At 60.1% G+C, this 19594-nt stretch carries 16 protein-coding genes; 8 read left to right on the top strand and 8 right to left on the bottom strand.

What is annotated here, in order from left to right; genetic code table 11:
* Nucleotides 1-11 precede the first annotated feature (11 nt).
* The 8 genes from pheT to OKC43_RS08660 all read left to right on the top strand — a co-directional run bounded on the left by pheT (nucleotide 12) and on the right by OKC43_RS08660 (nucleotide 11631).
* A complete protein-coding gene (pheT, locus tag OKC43_RS08625) occupies nucleotides 12-2399 on the top strand; it encodes a phenylalanine--tRNA ligase subunit beta (RefSeq protein ID WP_236271429.1) in 2388 nt (795 codons plus the stop codon).
* Nucleotides 2400-2402: 3 nt separating this feature from the next.
* On the top strand, nucleotides 2403-2699 hold the full coding sequence (gene ihfA / locus OKC43_RS08630; RefSeq protein ID WP_005300715.1) for an integration host factor subunit alpha: 297 nt from the start codon (nucleotides 2403-2405) through the stop codon (nucleotides 2697-2699).
* Between the two features lie 15 nt (nucleotides 2700-2714).
* On the top strand, nucleotides 2715-6704 hold the full coding sequence (locus OKC43_RS08635) for a response regulator (protein ID WP_236271430.1): 3990 nt from the start codon (nucleotides 2715-2717) through the stop codon (nucleotides 6702-6704).
* Nucleotides 6691-7935, top strand: coding sequence for a response regulator (locus OKC43_RS08640; protein WP_069527574.1), 1245 nt, complete (start codon nucleotides 6691-6693; stop codon nucleotides 7933-7935). Before OKC43_RS08635 ends, OKC43_RS08640 begins: the two co-directional genes overlap by 14 nt.
* Before the next feature lie 3 nt (nucleotides 7936-7938).
* A complete protein-coding gene (locus tag OKC43_RS08645; protein WP_270658576.1) occupies nucleotides 7939-8580 on the top strand; it encodes a GNAT family N-acetyltransferase in 642 nt (213 codons plus the stop codon).
* 60 nt (nucleotides 8581-8640) lie between these two features.
* Complete coding sequence (gene cobB, locus OKC43_RS08650) at nucleotides 8641-9414, top strand: Sir2 family NAD+-dependent deacetylase (RefSeq protein WP_005351956.1); 774 nt, start codon at nucleotides 8641-8643, stop codon at nucleotides 9412-9414.
* Nucleotides 9415-9505: 91 nt separating this feature from the next.
* Nucleotides 9506-9982: a hypothetical protein gene (locus OKC43_RS08655; protein WP_236271432.1), complete on the top strand. Its 477-nt coding sequence runs from the start codon at nucleotides 9506-9508 to the stop codon at nucleotides 9980-9982.
* Nucleotides 9982-11631, top strand: a complete 1650-nt coding sequence (locus OKC43_RS08660; protein ID WP_236271433.1) for a GGDEF domain-containing protein — start codon at nucleotides 9982-9984, stop codon at nucleotides 11629-11631. Before OKC43_RS08655 ends, OKC43_RS08660 begins: the two co-directional genes overlap by 1 nt.
* Before the next feature lie 86 nt (nucleotides 11632-11717).
* On the opposite strand, the gene OKC43_RS08665 is transcribed toward OKC43_RS08660, so the two are convergent.
* The 8 genes from OKC43_RS08665 to OKC43_RS08700 all read right to left on the bottom strand — a co-directional run bounded on the left by OKC43_RS08665 (nucleotide 11718) and on the right by OKC43_RS08700 (nucleotide 19422).
* On the bottom strand, nucleotides 11718-12722 hold the full coding sequence (locus OKC43_RS08665; RefSeq protein WP_236271434.1) for a substrate-binding domain-containing protein: 1005 nt from the start codon (nucleotides 12720-12722) through the stop codon (nucleotides 11718-11720).
* Nucleotides 12722-13651, bottom strand: a complete 930-nt coding sequence (gene rbsK / locus OKC43_RS08670) for a ribokinase (protein ID WP_236271435.1) — start codon at nucleotides 13649-13651, stop codon at nucleotides 12722-12724. The genes OKC43_RS08665 and rbsK overlap by 1 nt, the downstream gene beginning before the upstream one ends.
* A 108-nt stretch (nucleotides 13652-13759) precedes the next feature.
* Nucleotides 13760-14635: a ribose ABC transporter substrate-binding protein RbsB gene (rbsB, locus tag OKC43_RS08675; protein WP_236271507.1), complete on the bottom strand. Its 876-nt coding sequence runs from the start codon at nucleotides 14633-14635 to the stop codon at nucleotides 13760-13762.
* Between the two features lie 35 nt (nucleotides 14636-14670).
* A complete protein-coding gene (gene rbsC / locus OKC43_RS08680; protein WP_236271436.1) occupies nucleotides 14671-15639 on the bottom strand; it encodes a ribose ABC transporter permease in 969 nt (322 codons plus the stop codon).
* Nucleotides 15636-17165, bottom strand: a complete 1530-nt coding sequence (gene rbsA, locus OKC43_RS08685) for a ribose ABC transporter ATP-binding protein RbsA (protein ID WP_236271437.1) — start codon at nucleotides 17163-17165, stop codon at nucleotides 15636-15638. Before rbsA ends, rbsC begins: the two co-directional genes overlap by 4 nt.
* A gap of 36 nt (nucleotides 17166-17201) precedes the next feature.
* Entirely contained in the window at nucleotides 17202-17621 is a 420-nt protein-coding gene (gene rbsD, locus OKC43_RS08690) for a D-ribose pyranase (protein WP_058052594.1), read from the bottom strand.
* A 233-nt stretch (nucleotides 17622-17854) separates the two neighbouring features.
* On the bottom strand, nucleotides 17855-18472 hold the full coding sequence (locus OKC43_RS08695; protein WP_216948637.1) for a glutathione S-transferase family protein: 618 nt from the start codon (nucleotides 18470-18472) through the stop codon (nucleotides 17855-17857).
* Between the two features lie 263 nt (nucleotides 18473-18735).
* The gene (locus tag OKC43_RS08700) at nucleotides 18736-19422 is read right to left on the bottom strand and encodes a hypothetical protein (RefSeq protein WP_139443769.1); all 687 of its coding nucleotides are present in this window, start codon (nucleotides 19420-19422) and stop codon (nucleotides 18736-18738) included.
* Between the last annotated feature and the right edge of the window lie 172 nt (nucleotides 19423-19594).

Raw genomic sequence — 19594 nt, forward strand, 5'->3', positions numbered from 1 at the left:
GGCGAGAGAACATGAAATTCAGTAAATCCTGGGTGATGGAGTGGGTCCGCACCGAGTTGAGTGACAATGCACTGGCCGAGCAGATCACCATGGCCGGTCTGGAAGTGGACGCCGTGGAAGCGGTGGCTGGCCAGTTCAACAATGTGGTCGTGGGTGAAGTGGTCGAGTGCGCCCAGCATCCGGATGCCGACAAACTGCGGGTGACCAAGGTCAACGTGGGTGAAGCCGAGTTGCTGGACATCGTCTGCGGCGCGCCAAACTGCCGTCAGGGCCTCAAAGTGTGTGTGGCCAAAGTAGGGGCGACCCTGCCGGGTGATTTCACAATCAAGAAAGCCAAGCTGCGTGGCCAGCCGTCTCACGGAATGCTCTGCTCGTTCAGTGAGCTGGGTATCGACGTTGAAGCAGATGGCATCATCGAGCTGCCGGCCGATGCCCCCATCGGTACCGATATTCGCGACTACCTCAATCTGAACGACGTCTCCATCGATGTGGATCTGACTCCGAACCGTGCCGATTGCCTCGGTATCGCCGGTCTGGCTCGTGAAATTGGCGTGCTCAACAGCGTGGACGTGGTCGAGCCGACCTGGGCACCAGCTGTTGCCACCATTGATGCAACTTTCCCGATCCGGGTTGAAGCAACCGCCGATTGCCCACGGTATCTGGGGCGCGTTATCAAGGGGCTGAACTTGCAGGCCCAGAGCCCGCTCTGGATGCAAGAGAAGCTGCGCCGTGGCGGCATTCGTTCCATCGACGCCATCGTCGACATCACCAACTACCTGCTGCTGGAATACGGTCAGCCGATGCACGCCTTCGATCTGGCTACCCTGGAAGGGGAGCTGGTGGTACGTCGCGCCCACGCTGACGAGCCGATGACCCTGCTCGACGGCAACGAAGTGAAGCTCAAAGAGACCACCCTGGTGATTGCCGATGCCAAAGGTCCTGCCTGTATGGCCGGTATCTTCGGTGGCAACCGCACCGGTGTATCCGAGACCACTACCGATATCCTGCTGGAGTGCGCCTTCTTCGCGCCGCTCTCCATCACCGGCCGTGCCCGTGCTTACGGTCTGCACACCGACTCTTCCCATCGCTTCGAGCGCGGGGTTGATCCGGAGCTGCAAGCCAAGGTGATGGACCGTGCAACTCGCCTGCTGCTGGATATCTGCGGCGGCGAAGCGGGTCCGGTCATCGAGGTCAAATCCGATGCCCATCTGCCGAAAGCGGCACCCATCAAGCTGCGTCGCAGCAAGCTCGACAAGGTGATCGGTATCAGCGTGGCTGACGCTCAGGTGGTCGAGATCCTGACTCGCCTCGGCATGCAGGTTACTGTGGATGCTGACGGTTGGACTGCGCTGGCACCCTCCTGGCGTTTCGATATCGCCATCGAGGAAGACCTCATCGAGGAAGTGGCTCGCATCTACGGCTACAACAACATCCCGAACCTGAAACCCGCTGCCTCCTTGGCGATGGTGGAGCAGGCAGAAGGGCAGGTGACCCTGAAGCGTGTGCGCGACCTGCTGGTTGACCGCGGCTTCCAGGAAGCGATCACCTACAGTTTCGTCGATCCCAAGACCCAGCAAACCCTGTTCCCGCAGAGCGATGCCATCGTGCTGCCGAACCCGATCTCGGTCGAGATGTCCGCCATGCGTGTGTCTCTGTTCCCGGGTCTGGTGCAGGCCGTGGTTTACAACCAGAACCGTCAGCAGCCGCGTGTGCGTCTGTTCGAGCAGGGTCTGCGTTTCATCAAGGATGAAAGCGCCGAAAACGGCATCCGTCAGGAGCCGATGCTGGCCGGTATCATCACTGGCAACCAGAGTGACGAGCACTGGGACATCAAAACCCGCGCAGCCGACTTCTTTGATTTGAAAGGGGAGCTGGAAGCGGTGCTGGACTTGACCGCCGAAGGGGCCACCTTTACCTTCGAGCGTACCGAGCACAGCGCCCTGCACCCGGGCCAGAGCGCAGCCATCCTGCGCAATGGCGAGATCATCGGCCACATCGGCGTGATCCACCCGAGCCTCGAGAAGAAGCTGGGCCTCAAGAGCCGTGCGGTGATGTTTGAGCTGGAGCTGGATAAGCTGACCCCGGCCAAGGTGCCTGTGGCAGCCGAAGTTTCCAAGTTCCCGGCGAACCGTCGCGACATCGCCGTGGTGGTCGATCGTCAGGTTCTGGCAGGTGATGTGCTTGCGGTAATTAAAAAAGTTGGCGGAAATCAGGTAGTTGGAATAAACTTGTTTGACGTATACCAGGGTGCTGGTATGGCAGAGGACAAGAAGAGCCTGGCCATCAGTCTTGTATTGCAAGACACCCAGCGCACCCTGGAGGAGAAAGAGATTGCCGAGACCGTAGACAATGTCGTGCGGGCCCTTGGTGAAGAGTTGAATGCATCCTTGAGGGATTGATCTATGGCGCTTACCAAAGCCGACATTGCAGAGCACCTGTTCACCCAGCTCGGGATGAGCAAGCGTGAAGCCAAAGATATGGTGGAAGCCTTCTTTGAGGAAATCCGACAGGCGCTTGAGCGTGGTGAACAAGTCAAGATTTCAGGCTTCGGTAACTTTGACCTTCGTGAGAAGAATCAGCGTCCCGGACGCAACCCCAAGACGGGCGAGGATATTCCGATCAGCGCCCGCCGCGTGGTGACCTTCCGGCCTGGCCAGAAGCTCAAGGCCAGGGTAGAAAATGTTGAACCCAACGAGTGATAAAAAGCCAGGCAGATGCCTGGCTTTTGTTTTCAGATGACCAAATTCCCCGTTTTTCTTCTGGGTGCCGTACTGGCAGTGCCATTGCACGCCAAGCCTTTGCAGACCACAGTGCTGCCGTTGGCGCCGGCGACCCAAGCTTATGTAAATTCACTGAGTCAGCTTTCGCTCTGTTATCCTGCGACGCTTCCTCCACCATACCTGATGGCCGAGGGTGGACTGCTCAAGGATCGCCTCGCCCGGTTGCAGGAGCTGTTCCCGATTCCGCTTGTGCTCAAAGAGCTGCCCGATTGGCAGACATTGCGCAATGGGCTCGCAGAGGGTGACTGCGACATCATTCCCTATGTCGGAACCCGCAAGAAGGCCGTGGAGGGTATGCGGTTAAGCCGTCCGATGATGGAGACCGATGCCGCCATCCTCTACAAGGGTGAAAATCTCAAACAGGCCCGCTTTCTGGTCTACTCGGTGGCAGACTCTGCCCGCCTGCTGCACGAGCTCTATCCTCAGGCGCGCATTATTTCCCTAAAAAGCGGAGAGAAGGTCTACGACGCGCTGCAGAGCGGCAAGGGTGATGCCTATCTGGGGGACTATCTGCAACTGCGCTATCTGATGCGCGAGTTTCCTGCCGATGGGTTGCGCCTGCGCCGCCTGTTTGGTGAGGATCGGATCATCAGCTATCGCCTGATGATGCGCGATCAGCCGGAGTTGGCCAATCTGGTGGACACCCTGATCCGTCATATGCCCGCCGGTACTATCTATACCGATCTGGCTCGCTATCTCGATCAGGGGTCGCTATATGTCAACCAGCCCCACTTCAGCGATACCGAGCAGGCCTGGTTATCCGGCCGCGGGCGCACCATTCGCCTGGTGGTCAATCCCGAGTTGATGCCCTATAGCGGCGTCAATGATCTGGGGGAGGCAAAAGGGTGGAGCGCGGATGTGCTGCGCTGGGTCACCCAGGAGACCGGGCTGAAATACAAGCTGGTGCTTGCCGCCAGTAAGGCGGAGGCCGTAGAAAAGCTGCGCCGTGGTGAGGCGGATATGATGGCCGGCTTGCCGGAATCCCCGGCATTGACGGATCAGTTCATTTTCAGTCGGACGATCTCTACCAACCGGTTTGCCTTGATCAGCAAGCGCAAGTTGGCAGCCGATCGCATCACCCAACTCAAGCGGCAGCGTATTCTGGTGCCGGAGTCCCTCTACGATCCCTCCTTGCTCGCCCTGCTCGGTGATCAGGAGTGGGTTCGCATCGACAGCATCGAGCAGGGGCTTGCAGTGATCAAACAGGGCAAGGCTGACGCTATGTTGAGCGAGCTTTATCAGCTGCAATATCCCCAGCGTACCAACTTGCTGGAAGGGCTCGATATCGAGGAGCTGGAAGATCGCTTCAGCCTTGGCTTTGCCATCAACAAGAGTCAGACCGAACTGGCCGGGGTGATGGATCGCAACCTGATGGCCCTGACCAGCACCCAGATCGACGAACTTAACCAGCGCTGGCGCCGCTTGCTCGTCGTGCAGCAGCCCGGCGTGAGCTACGCCGCCTGGTTTGGCTCCATCGCCATGGCACTGCTGATCAGCGGCGTTGTCATCGGCGGGATCTGGCGTTCCCGCCAGCAACTGGCACGGGAAGTGGCCCAGCGCCACGCCGCCGAGAAGGCGCTGGCCATCGAGAGCGAGCTGCGGGAAACCATGTTTCAGGCGTTGCCGGTGCCCGTCTATCTGCGCAACAGCCATGGCAAGGTGATCAAATCCAATAAACAGGGGCGACGTCTGGCCCTGCGTTATTCGCAGCAGTTGATGCTGCCGCCGGTGCAGCCTCAGAAGAGTGAAGGGGAGCTGGTGCTGGGGGATCAGGTCTTCGCCTATGCCCAGCATCCGCTGCGGCTGGACAAGCAGGCACCTGCCACCGATCTTATCGCCCTCTCGGATATCAGTGTGCTACGTGAGCAGGCCCGTTTTCTGCGTCAGGCAGAGCGCCGCCTGCGTGCCCTGACCAATACCGTCCCCGGCGTGGTGCTGCAGTTTATGTTCGAGCGGGGACGGGTAGGGGGCATCGAGTTTATCAGCCGGGGCTGTTACGAGCTGCTGGGGCTGGCGAGTCAGCAGATCCGTCGTGAGCCTAAACGGGTGCTCATTATGCTGGAGCGCGAGGATCGTCGTCGGGTAAGCCGTGAGATGTTCGCCATGTTGCAGGCTGGCAAACCCTTCGCGTTCACCATGCGCTATTACCATCCGACCAAGGGTCTGCGCTGGTTGCAGCTCTATGGCCGTGGCCGCAGTCAGCCGCAGGGTTGGCGGATCTATGCGGTTATGCAGGATGCCACTACCAGGATCGAGCAGGATCAGGCACTGCAGCACTCCCATGAGCAGGCGCAACAGGCAGTGCTGGCCAAGGGGCGCTTTCTGGCCGCCATCAGCCATGAGATCCGCACGCCGATGAACGCCATGCTCGGCTTGCTGGAGTGGCTGGCCAGTACTCCTTTGTCGAGAGAGCAAGACTCTGCGCTGGCGCGGGTGCGTCAGGCGGGGGATGAGCTGCTCGGCCTGCTCAACGATGTGCTCGACTTTAGCCGTAACGAAAACAGCAAACTCTCCCTCTCGCCCCAGCCCACCGATTTTGCCGAGCTGTGCGAGCATGTGGCGGCGGTGCACTGGACCAAGGCGCGGGCCAAGGGATTGCAACTGCGCCTTAAGTTGGATCCGGCTCTGCCAGCCCTGCAAACCCTCGACCCTCACCGGGTACGGCAAGTGCTCCACAACCTGCTCTCCAATGCCATCAAGTTCAGCCTGCGTGGGGAAGTGGTGCTGTGGGCCGAGGTGGTCGCATCGACCTTGCGCTTTGGTGTGGATGATCAGGGACCGGGGATCACTGCCAAGATGCGCACCACGCTCTTTATGCCGTTCGAGCAGTTTGCCGTTGAAGGGCAACTGCGGGCGCCGGGCACCGGTCTTGGTCTGGCGATCTGCAAGCAGCTGGTCGAGCAGATGGGTGGTCTTATCGATGTCGAGGGGCGCGTCGGTGGCGGTAGCCGCTTCTATTGCGAGTTGCCCCTGAAGCGGGTGCAGCAGGAGCCGGACTGGCAGCCCAATGTGCGGCAACTGGCACTCTCTTTACCCCACGATGAGGCGCAAGCGCTGTCGCCCTGGCTCAGCCGCTTGGGGATCGCCACCGTCAGCAACGCCGTTGATACGCTGCAAGCGGAGGTGGACGAGAAGGGGCTCTACTATTGGGCATGGCAAGGGGAGTCCTGGGTGCCCGGGACCATCATCACTCTGCTACAGCCACGGTTGACCCCGGATCAACCGGTGGCCGGCACCCAGCCCGGGCTCGGCATGCGGGTACTGCTGGTTGAAGATCACGATGTCAATCGCGAGCTGATCAGCCTGCAACTGGGGCAACTTGGTGCCAGCGTTATCACTGCCGCCAACGGGCAGCTGGCGCTGGAGATGCTGGCGCAACAGGAGGTGGATTTTGTGCTGACCGATCTGCAGATGCCGGTGATGAACGGGGCCGAGCTGTGCAGGCAATTGCGCCAATCCGCCCGTTGGGCCCGTCTGCCGGTCTATGTGATCACCGCAGATCTCAGTGATCAGGCGGCAAGGGAGCTGCAATCCTGCGGTTGCGATGGCCATCTGGACAAGCCGGTCGCCCTCAAGGAGCTGGCGACCTTGCTGCGCCATATTGCCAAAGAGGGGAGCAATGTTGTCGCCCCGACACCGGTTGCCTCGCTGCTGACCGATGAACTGGCCGCCCTTTATCTGAAGGCTACCCGTGATGATTTGGCCGAACTTGAGCGCTGCAGCACAGAAGAAGATGAAGTTGGCGTGAATGCAGCTTTACACAAGTTGAAGGGGGCCGCCAGAATGGTAGGGGCGACTGCGTTGGTGGCGGTCATTGAAGAGTGGCAACAGGCGCCCCATCCGATGCTGCAAGCCAGATTGAACCGGGCACTGGATGAGTTCAGCCAGCAGTTTTCAAAGAGGGCTCAAGATGATCATCACTGATGAAGAATTACTGGCGTTGCTCGATTCGGAAGAGCATGAGGCGGCAGGATTTTGCCCCATTGTGCTCTATGCCCTCGACAGCACCGCCCATGAGTTGGCCAGCACCATGACATTACCCTCCTATGTCACGCTACACCGTACCCGACCGGATGCCTGCTGGCAGTGGGAAGGGTTGTTTGCGGCAGGTGCCATTGCCCTTTACGACCCCGCCGCTCATCAGCAGGCGGACTACTTCCCCCAGTTGCAGCAGCATGAGGGGATCTACGCTATCGGCGAGGATTGGCTGGGGGGGCTTGCCGCCAGTTACCGTAACTGGTGCAACTGGCTGGCCGCTAACAAGGTGCTGCTGCTCGAGGATCACCCGTTTCAGGGGATGCAATTGCAACAGACCATCGCCGGGTTGGGGCTCTCCTGTCAGTGGGTACAGGATGAATCGGCCTGTCTTGCGGCATTGTCGGCGGGCGACATCAGCCTGCTGGTGTGCGATCTCAGTCTGGTGGAGCAAGATGCCATCAGTCTGCTGATGAACCAGCCCCAGTTGCAGGAGGCCGGGCTGCCCATCGTGCTGCTTTCGGCCCATGAGCAGACGCTGATCGACGGTGCCCGCCGCCTGCTGCACGATGCCGGTTTCAATATTCTGGCGGCGCTGGCCAAGCCGCTTGATTGCGACGAGCTGCTCAGGTTGCTGCGCCGACTCTATCTGGGCCCGCTGCGTCAGCAGCGCTTGAGCGGCCAGCGCCGCTCCATCCGCCGGTGGCAGGGGGAGGTGCAGGGTCAGCTAGGGCTGCTCTCCAGTCCCGCGACCCCTCATCCGGTCTGGCTGGCGGTGACGGGTTTGCCCAGCCGCTGGGAAGCGCTCAAGGATTGGCTGACGGAGCAGTCGCGCACCCCAGCCGAACTGACCCTGCTGATCCACCGTCGAGACCACCTGCTCGGCAATGCCGATCGCTTCGCACTGGTGCTGCAAGCCAGTCTGGCGGGGAGCAAGCTGGCGCTGCTGCTCGATAACAGCCAGCATCTGCCATTCGATCTGCTGGAGCGTTTGCCGCTGCAAGCCTTGCTGCTGGGGCAGGGGATCTTGCCGGAGATGGAGTCCTTGACCGGTGACTCCCTGCTGGGACGCTTTATGGCCCGGGTTCGAGAGCTGGGGATCGCCGTCTATCTGGATGATCCTTACAACCTGCTCGACGTCGAAGTGTGGCGAGAGCGCGGTATGACGGGGCGCTGGTAAGCCATGCCGCGCTACCTCTGCTGGCCCATGCACCGGGAGCGCCTTGGCAAAGGGCTGGATGGCTGGCCTCATCCGGTTTCCCGGGCCGCACTGCCACTGGCTATGGAGGTCTCCGGGGTGCCTTGCCTGCTGCGCGAGCTGCATGGTGTGGCGCCTGCCCGCATGCTGGCCGCTTACGATGCATTGAGTGAAGAGAGCATCTATCTGCGCTTTATGCGTCCGAAACGGACGCCGCCACCGGAACAGGTGGCCCAATTTCTCAATTACCATCCCGAACAACAGATTTCGCTGTTGCTGACCGATCTGGCTGGTGAGCCGCTGGCTCAGGCGCAATCAATCCGCCGTCGCCTTCATCCCGATCGGGCGGAGTTCTCCTGCATCGTGGCGGATCACTTTCAGCACAAGGGGGCGGGGCGACGGATTCTGCTGGCGCTGGCACTGCTGGCCAGGGAGGACGGGATCCGGGAGTGGACGGCGGAAGTGCTGGCCCAGAACCGGCCCATGCTGACCCTGCTCAAGCGCCTTGGCTTGCCGCTGACCCTGGTGACCGGACGGGAGATGGTCTTTGTCAGGCTGGATCTGTCGGTACTGGATGCCTGGTTGCCCGTGCCGCCAGCGGTGCCGCTTAAGACCAAGGGCGAATAGTGACACTTTTTTCCCTGTGCTAAGGTCACATTTATTGTGCGGGGATAGACGGAGCAGCTTATGGCGCAGTCATATAAACATATCGTGATCCTGACCGGCGCGGGGATCTCTGCCGAATCCGGCATCAAGACTTTTCGTGCCTGCGACGGTTTGTGGGAAGAGCACAAGGTCGAGGATGTGGCGACCCCCGAGGGGTATGCCCGGGATCCCGAACTGGTGCTGCGCTTTTACAACTCCCGCCGCAAACAGCTGCAACAGCCCCAGGTTCACCCCAATCCGGCCCACTATGCGTTGGCTCGTCTCGAGCGGCTTTTGCCCGGCACGGTCACCCTGGTGACCCAGAACATCGACAATCTGCACGAGAGCGCTGGCAGCAAGAACCTTATCCATATGCACGGCGAGCTGCTCAAGGCCCGCTGTCCCGAATCCGGTCAGGTGATCGAGTGGCGCGGCGATCTTCATCAGGACGAGCTCTGCTCCTGCTGCCAGTTCCCTCAGCCGATGCGTCCCCATGTGGTCTGGTTTGGCGAAATGCCGCTCGGGCTGGATCGCATCTATAGTGCGCTGGCCCAGTGCGATCTCTTTATCTCCATCGGCACCTCTGGCGCCGTCTATCCGGCCGCCGGGTTTGTCCATGAGGCGGGATTGAACGGGGCGCACACCATCGAGCTCAATCTCGAACCGAGCGAGGTAGGTAGCCAGTTTGACGAAAAACGTTATGGCCCTGCCTCCCTGCTGGTGCCCGCCTATGTCGATGAGTTGCTGGAGGCGTGCGGCATTCATCAACCGAGGCAAGTCGAGGGGCACAACTGGATGGAGATGCGCGGTCCCTGAGCTAGTGTGCGACGGGACAGTTGCAATGGTTCGGTGAAATCGCCACACTGGCAACCATTAAAAAAATGGGACGCAGTTGGCGCAAATTACCATGACCGCAGTAAAGCAATGGATCGCTTTTTTTCTCCTGATGCTGGCCAGTGCCAGCGCATCGGCCTCTATCCCCCTGATGACCCTGGTACTGCCAGATGGCCAGCAGGTGACCCTCGATGAGGCGGCCCTCTCCGCCTTGCCACAGACCGAATTCACCACGACTACCCCCTGGACCCAGGGCACCCACCACTATCGCGGGCCGACCCTGTCAGCAGTGCTGGCGGCGCAAGGGATCCTGGATGCTCGCAAGATCGCCGTCTCGGCCCTCAACGGCTATCAGCAGGTGGTGGATCTGGCCCTGTTCGACGGCGTGCCGCTGACCCTGGTGCGTCAGGAGGACGGCAAACCGCTGACCCGGCGCAACAAGGGGCCGCTCTGGCTGCTCATCCCGTTCACCACCTATCCCAAGCTGGACGTGCCTGCCATTCACAACTGCATGGTGTGGCAGGTGACCCGCATCGAGATCGTCGATTGATGGGGCTATCCCGCCAAAATCTGCTGTTGGTTGCGGTGTCGCTGCTGTTTCTGCTCTCGTCGGGCAGCAGCCTCTATCTGCAGTATCGGCAGGAGCAACTGGTCGATACCTTCTACCGCAATGTCCACTGGAACATCAGCCAGGTAATGCTCGAATCCCAGCGTTTCCTCTACGACCTGCAGCTCTATCGGGCTGGCAGACTGTCGATGGAGACCCTGAGCCTTGATTACGATCTGCTGTGGAACCGGCTCGATATCTTCCTCATCAGCAGTGAGACCGCCGAGATGCGCCAGCGGCACGGGCTCGGCAAAGTGCTGGCCACCCTGTTTGAGCAGATCAAGCAGCTCGAACCCCAGATGGAGGCTGGTGCGCTGCGCGAGGGGGCTGAGCTTGCCCGCTTGCAGGAGGCGATCGCCAGACAGACCCGTCTCGTCGAACAGATAGGGGATCAGATCCTCTCTGGCCAGGAGCGGGAGCATTCGGTCAGCCAGATCCGCAACAGCCTGTTCTGGCTGCAGATCTGGCAACTGATCCTGCTGCTGACTGGCGGCGCTCTGGTCGCAGCCCTCATTCGCGCCAATTTGGCGAACCGCCGGCTTGCCCTGCTCGATCCCCTGACCCAGCTTGGCAACCGCCGTGCCCTGCAGGAGCAGCTCTCTCGCGCTCTGCATGCCGATGATGTGAGCGCCCTGGTGGTGCTCGATCTCAAGCGCTTCAAGCAGGTCAATGATCTGCTGGGTTATCAGGTCGGTGATCGGCTGTTGCAGATGGTGGCCAACAAGCTGCAGCAGGCCCATGGCAGCCACGCTTACCGGCTCGGCGGAGATGAATTTGCCGTGGTGCTGACCAAGGCGAATGATGCGCTGGAAACCGCCATTCATGAGCTGGTGGATCTGCTCCATTTCGAGTTCGTGACCCGGGAGTGCAGCTTCGATCTGGCCTGTCGACTCGGGGTCGCCAAGGCGCAGCAACAGGATGCCGCCCGGTTGCTGGATCAGGCCATCCTGGCCCTCAACCAGGCCAAGCGTAGCCAGGAGGGGGCGATCAGCTGGTTTGAGCCAGCCATGCTGCAGCAGTTGCAGTTGAGTCAGCAGCAGCTTCATCAGCTGCGAGAGTGGCTGGCGGGGCGCGAGCCTGCACCGCTGCGAGTGGCATTGCAGGCGCTGACGGACGGACAGGGCAACGACATGTGGCAATTGGCACTTGAGTGGCGTGAGCAGGGGGCGCCCTGCCACATGCGCTGGCTGCAGGAGTGCGGCGTACTGGGGCCCGTGTTGGCCCGTGTGCTGCAAACGCATGAGGCGCAGTATGCCGATGGTCGGGCACTGCTGGTCCCGCTCGACAACCAGGCCCAGCTGACCCATTTACTGGCCTATCTGCCAGAGGCTTCCCGTACGCTGCTGGTGTTGCTGATACCGACGCTGCAGCCGGATGGTGCCCTGCTAGCAGGATTGCGGCAGCAGGGTTGCTCTCTGGCGCTCAGAGAGATTGGCAGCACCACCGCGGCGCAGTTGGCAGCCGGCTGGCCTGTCCGCTACTGGCTGCCGCAGGGTGATGAAGATGGCGAGTTGTTGCAACCGCTGGCCCGACGATTGGGGTTGGTGCCACTGCAAGTGCTGGCAACCAGGGAAACGAGGTCGCTGGCCTGAGGGCAAAAAGCGGTATTGCACCGGCAAGAGACAGAATGAAACAAGGCGACCTCGGGGTCGCCTTGTTCTTTTGTTGCCCCTGAAAATCAGGGGCGAGGGGCGCAGGATTGCCTGATCACCAGGTCAGGGTCGACGGTGATCAGGTGGTTCTCCACCACTTCGCCGTTGATGCGGGCCAGCAGGCGGGTGACGGCGAGGCGTCCCAGCTCCTCTTTGGGCTGGTTGACGGTGGTGAGCGGTGGCGACATAAATTCGGCCAGCGCCACATTGTCATAGCCAACGATGGAGATATCCCGCGGGATCACCAGCCCCGCCTGATGGGCGGCACTGATTGCTCCCATTGCCATCATGTCGTTGCAGACAAAGAGGGCGGTGGGACGCTCGGGCAATGCCAGCAGACGGGTCATCGCCTGATGGCCGCTGGCGCAGTCAAAATCACCCTCCTGGATCCACTCTTGATTGAGCGTGAGACCTGCCTCCTGCAACGCCTGCTCAAAGCCAGCTTGGCGCTGGTTGGCGGGGGCGCGGCTGTGGGGGCCTGTGATACAACCGATGGCGGTATGGCCTAGCTCAATCAGATGGCGGGTCGCGAGATAACCACCGTGGAAGGAGTTGTCGGCGATAAGATCCACATCCTCGCTGACCAGCCCCCAATCCATCACCACCACCGGCAGGCTCTTGAGCCAGTCGAGCTGGTTGAACACCTCTTGTTGGCCTTCGCTACACATGATCAGCAGGCCATCGACCCGCTTGCGCAGCATCATCTTGAGGTAGGAGAGGGCGGTTTCTGCCTGCCCTTCGGTGTTGCCCAGCATCAGGTTGTAGCCCTGCTCGAAGCAGTAACGCTCCACCCCGCGCACCACTTCGGCAAAGAAGGGGTTGCTGGAGGTAGTGACCAGCATGCCGATACTGTTGGTCTCCTTCACCTTGAGGCTGCGGGCCACCAGACTCGGGGCATAGTTGAGATCGCGCATGGCAGCGAAGACCCGTGCGCGGGTCTCCTCGGCCACGAAACGGGTCTCGTTGATGACATGGGAGACGGTGGTGGTCGAGACCCCCGCCAGCGCCGCCACCTCCTTGATATTGGCCATCAGTGCCCCAGTGCAGTCTGCTCAAGCAGGAAGGTGTCGACCTCCTGCTTGCTCGGGATCGAGCTCTGGGCGCCGAACCGGGTGACTGAGAGCGCTGCGGCACCGTGGGCAAAGCGCACCGCGCTGTGGAAATCGGCACCGGCCAGTTCCGCCGCCAACAGGGCGCCGTTGAAGGTATCGCCCGCGGCAGTGGTATCCACCGCCTTGACCCGAAAGCCCGGGATGAGTTGCTGCTGTGCGTTGCTGCAATAGACCCCCTGCGACCCCAGGGTGATCATCACGTCCGCAATGCCCATCTGGTGGAAACGGGCGGCCGCCTCGCGGGCACTCGCTTCGTCGGTGACTTTCACGCCGGTCAACAGCTCGGCCTCGGTCTGGTTGGGGGTGATAAGATCCACCAGTGCCAGCAGTTCGCTCGAGAGCGGACGGGCGGGGGCGGGGTTGAGCACCACCCGGGTGCCGTTGGCGCGGGCCAGCCGTGCAGCTTCATGGACACTCTCGAGCGGCACTTCCAGCTGCAACAGCAGGGTGTGGGCGTCGGCGATCATCGCTTCGTGGTTTTTCACCACAGCAGGGGTGATGGCACCGTTGGCTTCGGCGGAGATACCTATGCTGTTCTCCCCCTCATCGCTCACATAGATGATGGCGATACCGGTCGGGAGCTTGGGATCGAGCTCGACGGCGCTGACGTCGATGCCATCTTTGGCAAAGCCGCTCTTCATCTGGTGGCCGATGGCGTCATCACCGATGCGCGCGATAAAGGAGACGGGGGCGCCAAGGCGGGCAGCTGCGACTGCCTGATTGGCCCCCTTGCCACCGGGCACCACCTGATAGCTGTGACCGGTCAGGGTTTCACCCGGGCGAGGAAAGTGGGGAACGCGCAGCACATGGTCTGCATTGACACTGCCCAGAACGACGAGACGATTCATGTTGATTACTCCTGATGCATCTTGGCTTGAACACGCTGACTGAGTGAGTTCAAGCCGGGAGGCACCTGAACGAGAGGGAAAAGGGGAGGCGAACCTCCCCTCGAGCACTTACTTGCTGACCACTTGCAGCGGTACCGGAATGGATTTCTCTACCGGCTGACCTTTCAGCACCTTGTCGGCAGTCTCGACGCCGATGGCACCGATCAGGGCTGGTTGCTGGGCCACGGTGGCGGCCAGTTTACCCTTGGCAACGGCGGCTTTGCCATCGTCAGTGCCGTCGAAGCCGACGATCATCACCTCTTTACCGGCAGCCTGCACGGCGCGGATGGCACCCAGCGCCATCTCGTCGTTCTGGGCAAAGACGGCTTGAACGGTCGGGTGGGCCGCCAGCAGGTTTTCCATGACGTTCAGACCCTTGGTGCGGTCAAAGTCGGCAGGCTGGGAAGCCAGCACCTGCAGCTTGTTGGCCGCCACGGCCAGGGCAAAACCTTCGCCACGGTCACGGGCGGCGGAGGTGCCGGCAATCCCTTCCAGCTGGATCACCTTGGCACCGGTACCCAGTTTTTCGGTGATGAAGTCACCGGCCAGCTTGCCGCCCGCCACGTTGTCGGAGGCAATGTGAGCCTTGACCTCACCCTGCGCGGCGCCGCGGTCCAGAGTCAGTACCGGGATGTTGGCGCGGTTGGCCAGACGGATGGCGTTGCCCACCGCTTCGGAGTCGGTCGGGTTGATCAGGATGGCGTTGACCTTGCGCACGGTGAGATCTTCTATGTTGGAGAGCTCTTTGGCCGGGTCATTCTGGGAGTCCAGCACCACCAGCTCGTAGCCAAGCTCCTTGGCCTTGGCTTCGGCTCCCTCCTTCATGGTGACGAAGAAGGGGTTGTTGAGGGTGGAGACCACCATCGCCAGGGTATGGTCGGCAGCCTGGGCGGTGCCCAGCACGGACATGATGGCGGCAGCGAGCAGGGTATTGAGCTTTTTCATCATTTCATTCCTTGTGTGTGGCGTGTTTTACGTTGTTATCGGGTACTTTTGTTGTCGACCATCACGGCAAGCAAGATCACGCTGGCCTTGGCGATCATCTGGTAATAGGAGCTGACATCGAGCAGGTTGAGGGCGTTGTTCAGGAAGCCGATGATCAGCGCACCAATCAGGGTGCCCATGATGCGGCCCTTGCCCCCCATCAGGCTGGTACCACCCAGCACCACGGCGGCGATGGCGTCCAGCTCGTAACCCATGCCGGCGGTAGGCTGGGCAGAGGAGAGGCGGGAGGTGACGATAAGACCCGCCAGCGCCGAGAGCGCGCCGCACAGACCATACACCGCCAGCTTCACCCGATCTACATTGATACCGGAGAGACGGGTGGCCGATTCGTTGCCGCCCAGGGCGTAGATGTAGCGACCGAGACGGGTGTGGTTGAGCATGAACCAGGCGAGCAGGAAGACGATAGCCATCAGCCAGATGGGCACCGGCAGACCGAACAGGTAACCGGTACCAAGCCAGGCGAAGTGATCGGCGCCGTCACTGAAACCGGTGGAGATGGGGCGACCCTCGGTATAGACCATGGTGATGCCGCGCAGGGCGGTCATGGTGACCAGGGTGGCGATAAATGCCTGAACCTTGCCCTTGGCAATGATGAGACCGCTGACGCCGCCCAGCAGGGCGCCGGCACCCAGAGTGAGGGGCACCACCAGCCAGATCGGCAGCTCCATGGCGACCATGGTGGCGGCCAGCGCGCCGCACAGGGCCAGCACAGAGCCGACCGACAGATCGATACCGGCGGTAAGGATAACCAGCGTCATACCGACCGCCATGATGGCGTTGACCGAGGTCTGGCGCAGGATGTTGAGCAGGTTGTCGGCGGTGAAGAAGTTGGGGCTCAGAAAGGAGACCACACCAATCAGGACCAGCAGCGCGACCAGGGATTTGTTCTCGATCCACCACGCCTTGCTCATGACGCCACGGCGGGAAAGGGTTTGGGTTGTCATTGGGATGCCTCTTGCTCTGCTTGCCACTGTTTACCGACTGCCGCCGCCATCAGCTTCTCCTGATTGGCATCGCGGGTGTTGAACTCTGCGCTGATGCGCCCTTCGTGCATCACCATGATGCGATCACTCATGCCGAGCACTTCCGGCATCTCGGAGGAGACCAGAATGATGCTCATCCCCTCCTTCTTGAACTGGTTGATCAGCTGATAAATTTCCTTTTTCGCCCCCACGTCGACGCCGCGGGTCGGCTCGTCGAGGATCAGTACCTTGGGCCGGGTCAGCAGCCCCTTGGCGATGGCCACCTTCTGCTGGTTGCCGCCGGAGAGCAGCTTTATCAGCTGATCCTGACTCGGGGTCTTGATGTTGAACAGGCGCACATAGTCGCTCACCGCCTGCCGCTCGGCCTTGCCGTCAATCTTGCCGTTGCTGATGAACTCGTCGAGGGCGCACAGACTCATGTTTTCGCGCACCGACAGCTCCAGCACCAGCCCATCGCCCTTGCGATCTTCAGAGATATAGGCGATGCCTGCGGCCAGCCCATCGGCCGGGCTTTTGGGCACCAGCGCATGACCGTCCACTGCCACTTCACCGGCGCTGATGGGGCTGGCGCCATAGATCAGCTTCATCAGCTCGGTACGGCCGGAGCCCATCAGGCCGCTGAAGCCCAGAATTTCCCCCTGACGCAGGGAGAAGCTCACCCCGCGCACGCCGGGACCGGCCAGATCCTTCACCTGCAGGCTGACGGGGCCGAGCTCGCGTTCAAGGCGCGGGTACTGCTCTTCCAGCCGGCGACCCACCATCATCTCGATGATCTTGTCTTCATCCAGATCGCTCACCGCCTTCTCGCCGATCCACTTGCCGTCCCGCAGCACGGTGACCCGATCGCAGATCTCGAAGATCTCCTTGAGGCGGTGGGAGATATAGACGATGCCGCAGCCTTGTTCGCGCAGCTCGCGGATAACCTTGAACAGCTGCTCGGTTTCGGTATCGGTCAACGCATCGGTCGGCTCGTCCATGATGATGACGCTGGCATCGAACGACAGCGCCTTGGCAATCTCCACCATCTGCTGTTCGCCGATGGAGAGATCCCCGAGCCGGGTATCTGGGCCATGCTTGACGCCAAGTCGCGCCAGCAGGCCGCTTGCCCGCTCGCGAAGCTGTTTGTGGTTGATGCTGCCAAAACGGGTGCGCGGTTCGCGACCGAGGAAGATGTTGGCGGCAATCGACAACTCCGGCAGCAGGTTCAGCTCCTGATGGATGATGCTGATCCCCTGATCCTGAGAGTCGCGGGGGCCCTTGAAGTGGACCGGCTGGCCGCGGTAGCTGACGCTGCCCGCATCGGCCTGATAGATGCCGGTCAGCACCTTCATCAGGGTGGATTTGCCGGCGCCATTTTCACCGAGCAGGGCCATCACCTGGCCCGGATAGACCCGCAGACCCGCTTCGTCGAGGGCGCGCACACCGGGGAAGGTCTTGACGATCCCGGTCAGCTCCAGAATGGGTGATAGGGGGGAGGTTGTGCTCATTTGCAGCTTCCTTGAAGAGGCCTTCTTTGAAGAGTGTCAGAACGCCACACCGGCGCAGAGGATCAGGTTGGCGTAGGGAGTCACCTCGCCGCTGCGCACGATGGCCTTGCTCTGACGGGAGCGGGTTTTGAACTCCTCATGCAGGCAGTATTCGATAGCGATAGGCTTGCCCTGGGCGGCTGCGTGGGCTTCAAGCTGATCGACCAGCGCCTGATGGGCGGCGGGGCTGATCTGCTTGATCTCGCTCGCCATGATCACCTTCTCCACCACCAGATCGGTGAGCAGGGCGGTCAGTACGGTTTCAAGACTGGGTGTCCCCGCCATCAGCGCCAGATCGATCCGCTCCGGACCTGCCGGAATGGGCAAGCCTGCATCGCAGACGGTGATCTCGTCGGTGTGGCCCATCTGTGCCACCAGAGCACTCAGGGGAGCATTGAGCAGTACGCCTCGTTTCATACAGCACCTCATCAGGCCTTGGCCCGTCAATCTGTGAACCGCTAGGCAACCGGTTACGCAACCGGTTGCGTCATGGCGCAAAGATAGGCTTTTTACCGGGGAAGGGCCACGGCAAAACCACGGAAATGTGAAAACGATCTCAAAGGCGGGAGAAGAAGTGCAGGGGAGGAGGCCGGAAGGGTGTCAGCAGAGCCCTGACACCCTTGTTATTTATCGAACTATTGATTTTATGGTTAGTTGGCTAGTGCCTTGGCGACCGCCGGACGGCTCAGCATGCGCTGATAATGATCGGCAACCTTGGGGAATTCACTGATCTCGACCCCATCGCTTTTCAGCCAGCCCGCGACCACGAACAGATAGATGTCCGCCACGCTGAACTGCTCGCCCAGTACCCAGGGACCGGCCAGATAGTGCTGCTCAATCTGGGCAAAGCCATCGCGCATATTGCTGGCGACTTTCTGCTGCATGGCGGCAATGGCCTGCTCGTCATCGGCCCAGCGGCTACCACGGCGACCGTGGGCGTGGGAGACATGCACGGTGGAGGCGAGGAAGCTGTTGACCTCCTGCATGCGGGCCAGCAGGAACGGGTTGTCAAGCGGCGCCAGCTTGGCTGCGGGGAAGCGCTGCGCCACATAGAGCAGCAGGGCCGGGGTCTCGGTCAGGGTGCCCTGCTCGGTGATCAGGGCAGGCACCCGCCCTTTGGGGTTGATGGCAAGATACGCAGGGTCACGCTGCTCCCCTGCGGCGAGGTTGACGAGACGGGGTTGAAACAGGGCATTCGCTTCCAGCAGGGCAATCTGCACGGCCATGGCACAGGTGCCGGGAGCGAAATAGAGGGTCAGATCGGACATGAATACTCCTGATTGGCTCAGGCCACCCGCGATACTTGCGAAACCTTGCTTCGCGGAGCACTACGGGCAGTCATGAAAAAAGAGAGGGGCAACGTTTGCCCCCCCACCAATCTACACCCCTGAGGGGTAATGAAAAAGCGCCGAATTTAATCGGCTTTGATCACCATTTCTTTAAGTACTGCTTATATAGGCGGGAGGAGTTACTTATATCTTAACTCCCACGTGAAGCGCACGAGGTACGATTGCCGCCTTTGACATGTATCTTAAGCTGGAGTGATCAGCCTGAGGTCATCTGTTCCATATGCACCAAACAATATATCCTCGGATATTTCTTCAAAAGGTTGAATGTACCCATAATGAGTAAAGCCAAGTTCTTGCGCCAACCTTAGAACTTCCTTTAACTCCGAATGAGATAACGTTTCTGAAACAGCAACTTTTCTGAAAGGTGGAGGGGCAGCATCATCACCAAATTCAGTAAATCCTAATATGCCAATTGAATTTAGCTTTTTAAGAATCTGTACTCTGTCTGAAAGATGAATATTTACTCCACATGAAAGGTCAGATAAAGCTAAACCAGACGGGGGTTCAGTCTTGTTTGAAGACAAAAGTTTTTCAATAGAATCAATTTTCTTCTCAAGATCTATCACATGTGCATCTTTTCTGGAGACTCTTATTGGTTCATTTGTGCGACTACTTAGATATGTGGAGTAATAAGAGTCTTCTTGAAGCTCTGGTCGAAATTTGGTCTGAAGAAGAAATAACGCACCTATAAAAACTGGCACGTTAATAATTGCAGCGATAACTAAAGCGCCAGCTTGCCAACTACTAGCATCCATTCTAGTGGCAGCAACTAGAAAAGCACTATCAACAGAAAGTAGGCCAACAAGCCATGCCCCGAGTAGCTGTATTGGTTTTGTAATTCTTTCAGGCGTTATTTTTGAGCTATCCATATTTTAGTTCGTAGTCGCTCCAATTTATTTTCTCATAATAGAGATTAGATGAATGGCTGGGACATCGGTTCGATTAGCGAAGCGTAATCGGACCTTCGCGGTTTCGATAAGACTGCCAGTCATTCCCCATAAACGTATCTATTGTGCCTATATCTCCACAATGGAGCAATGC

Origin of the sequence: Aeromonas sp. Y289-2, assembly GCF_027705925.1 — a bacterium.
Taxonomy (GTDB): Bacteria; Pseudomonadota; Gammaproteobacteria; order Enterobacterales; family Aeromonadaceae; genus Aeromonas; species Aeromonas veronii.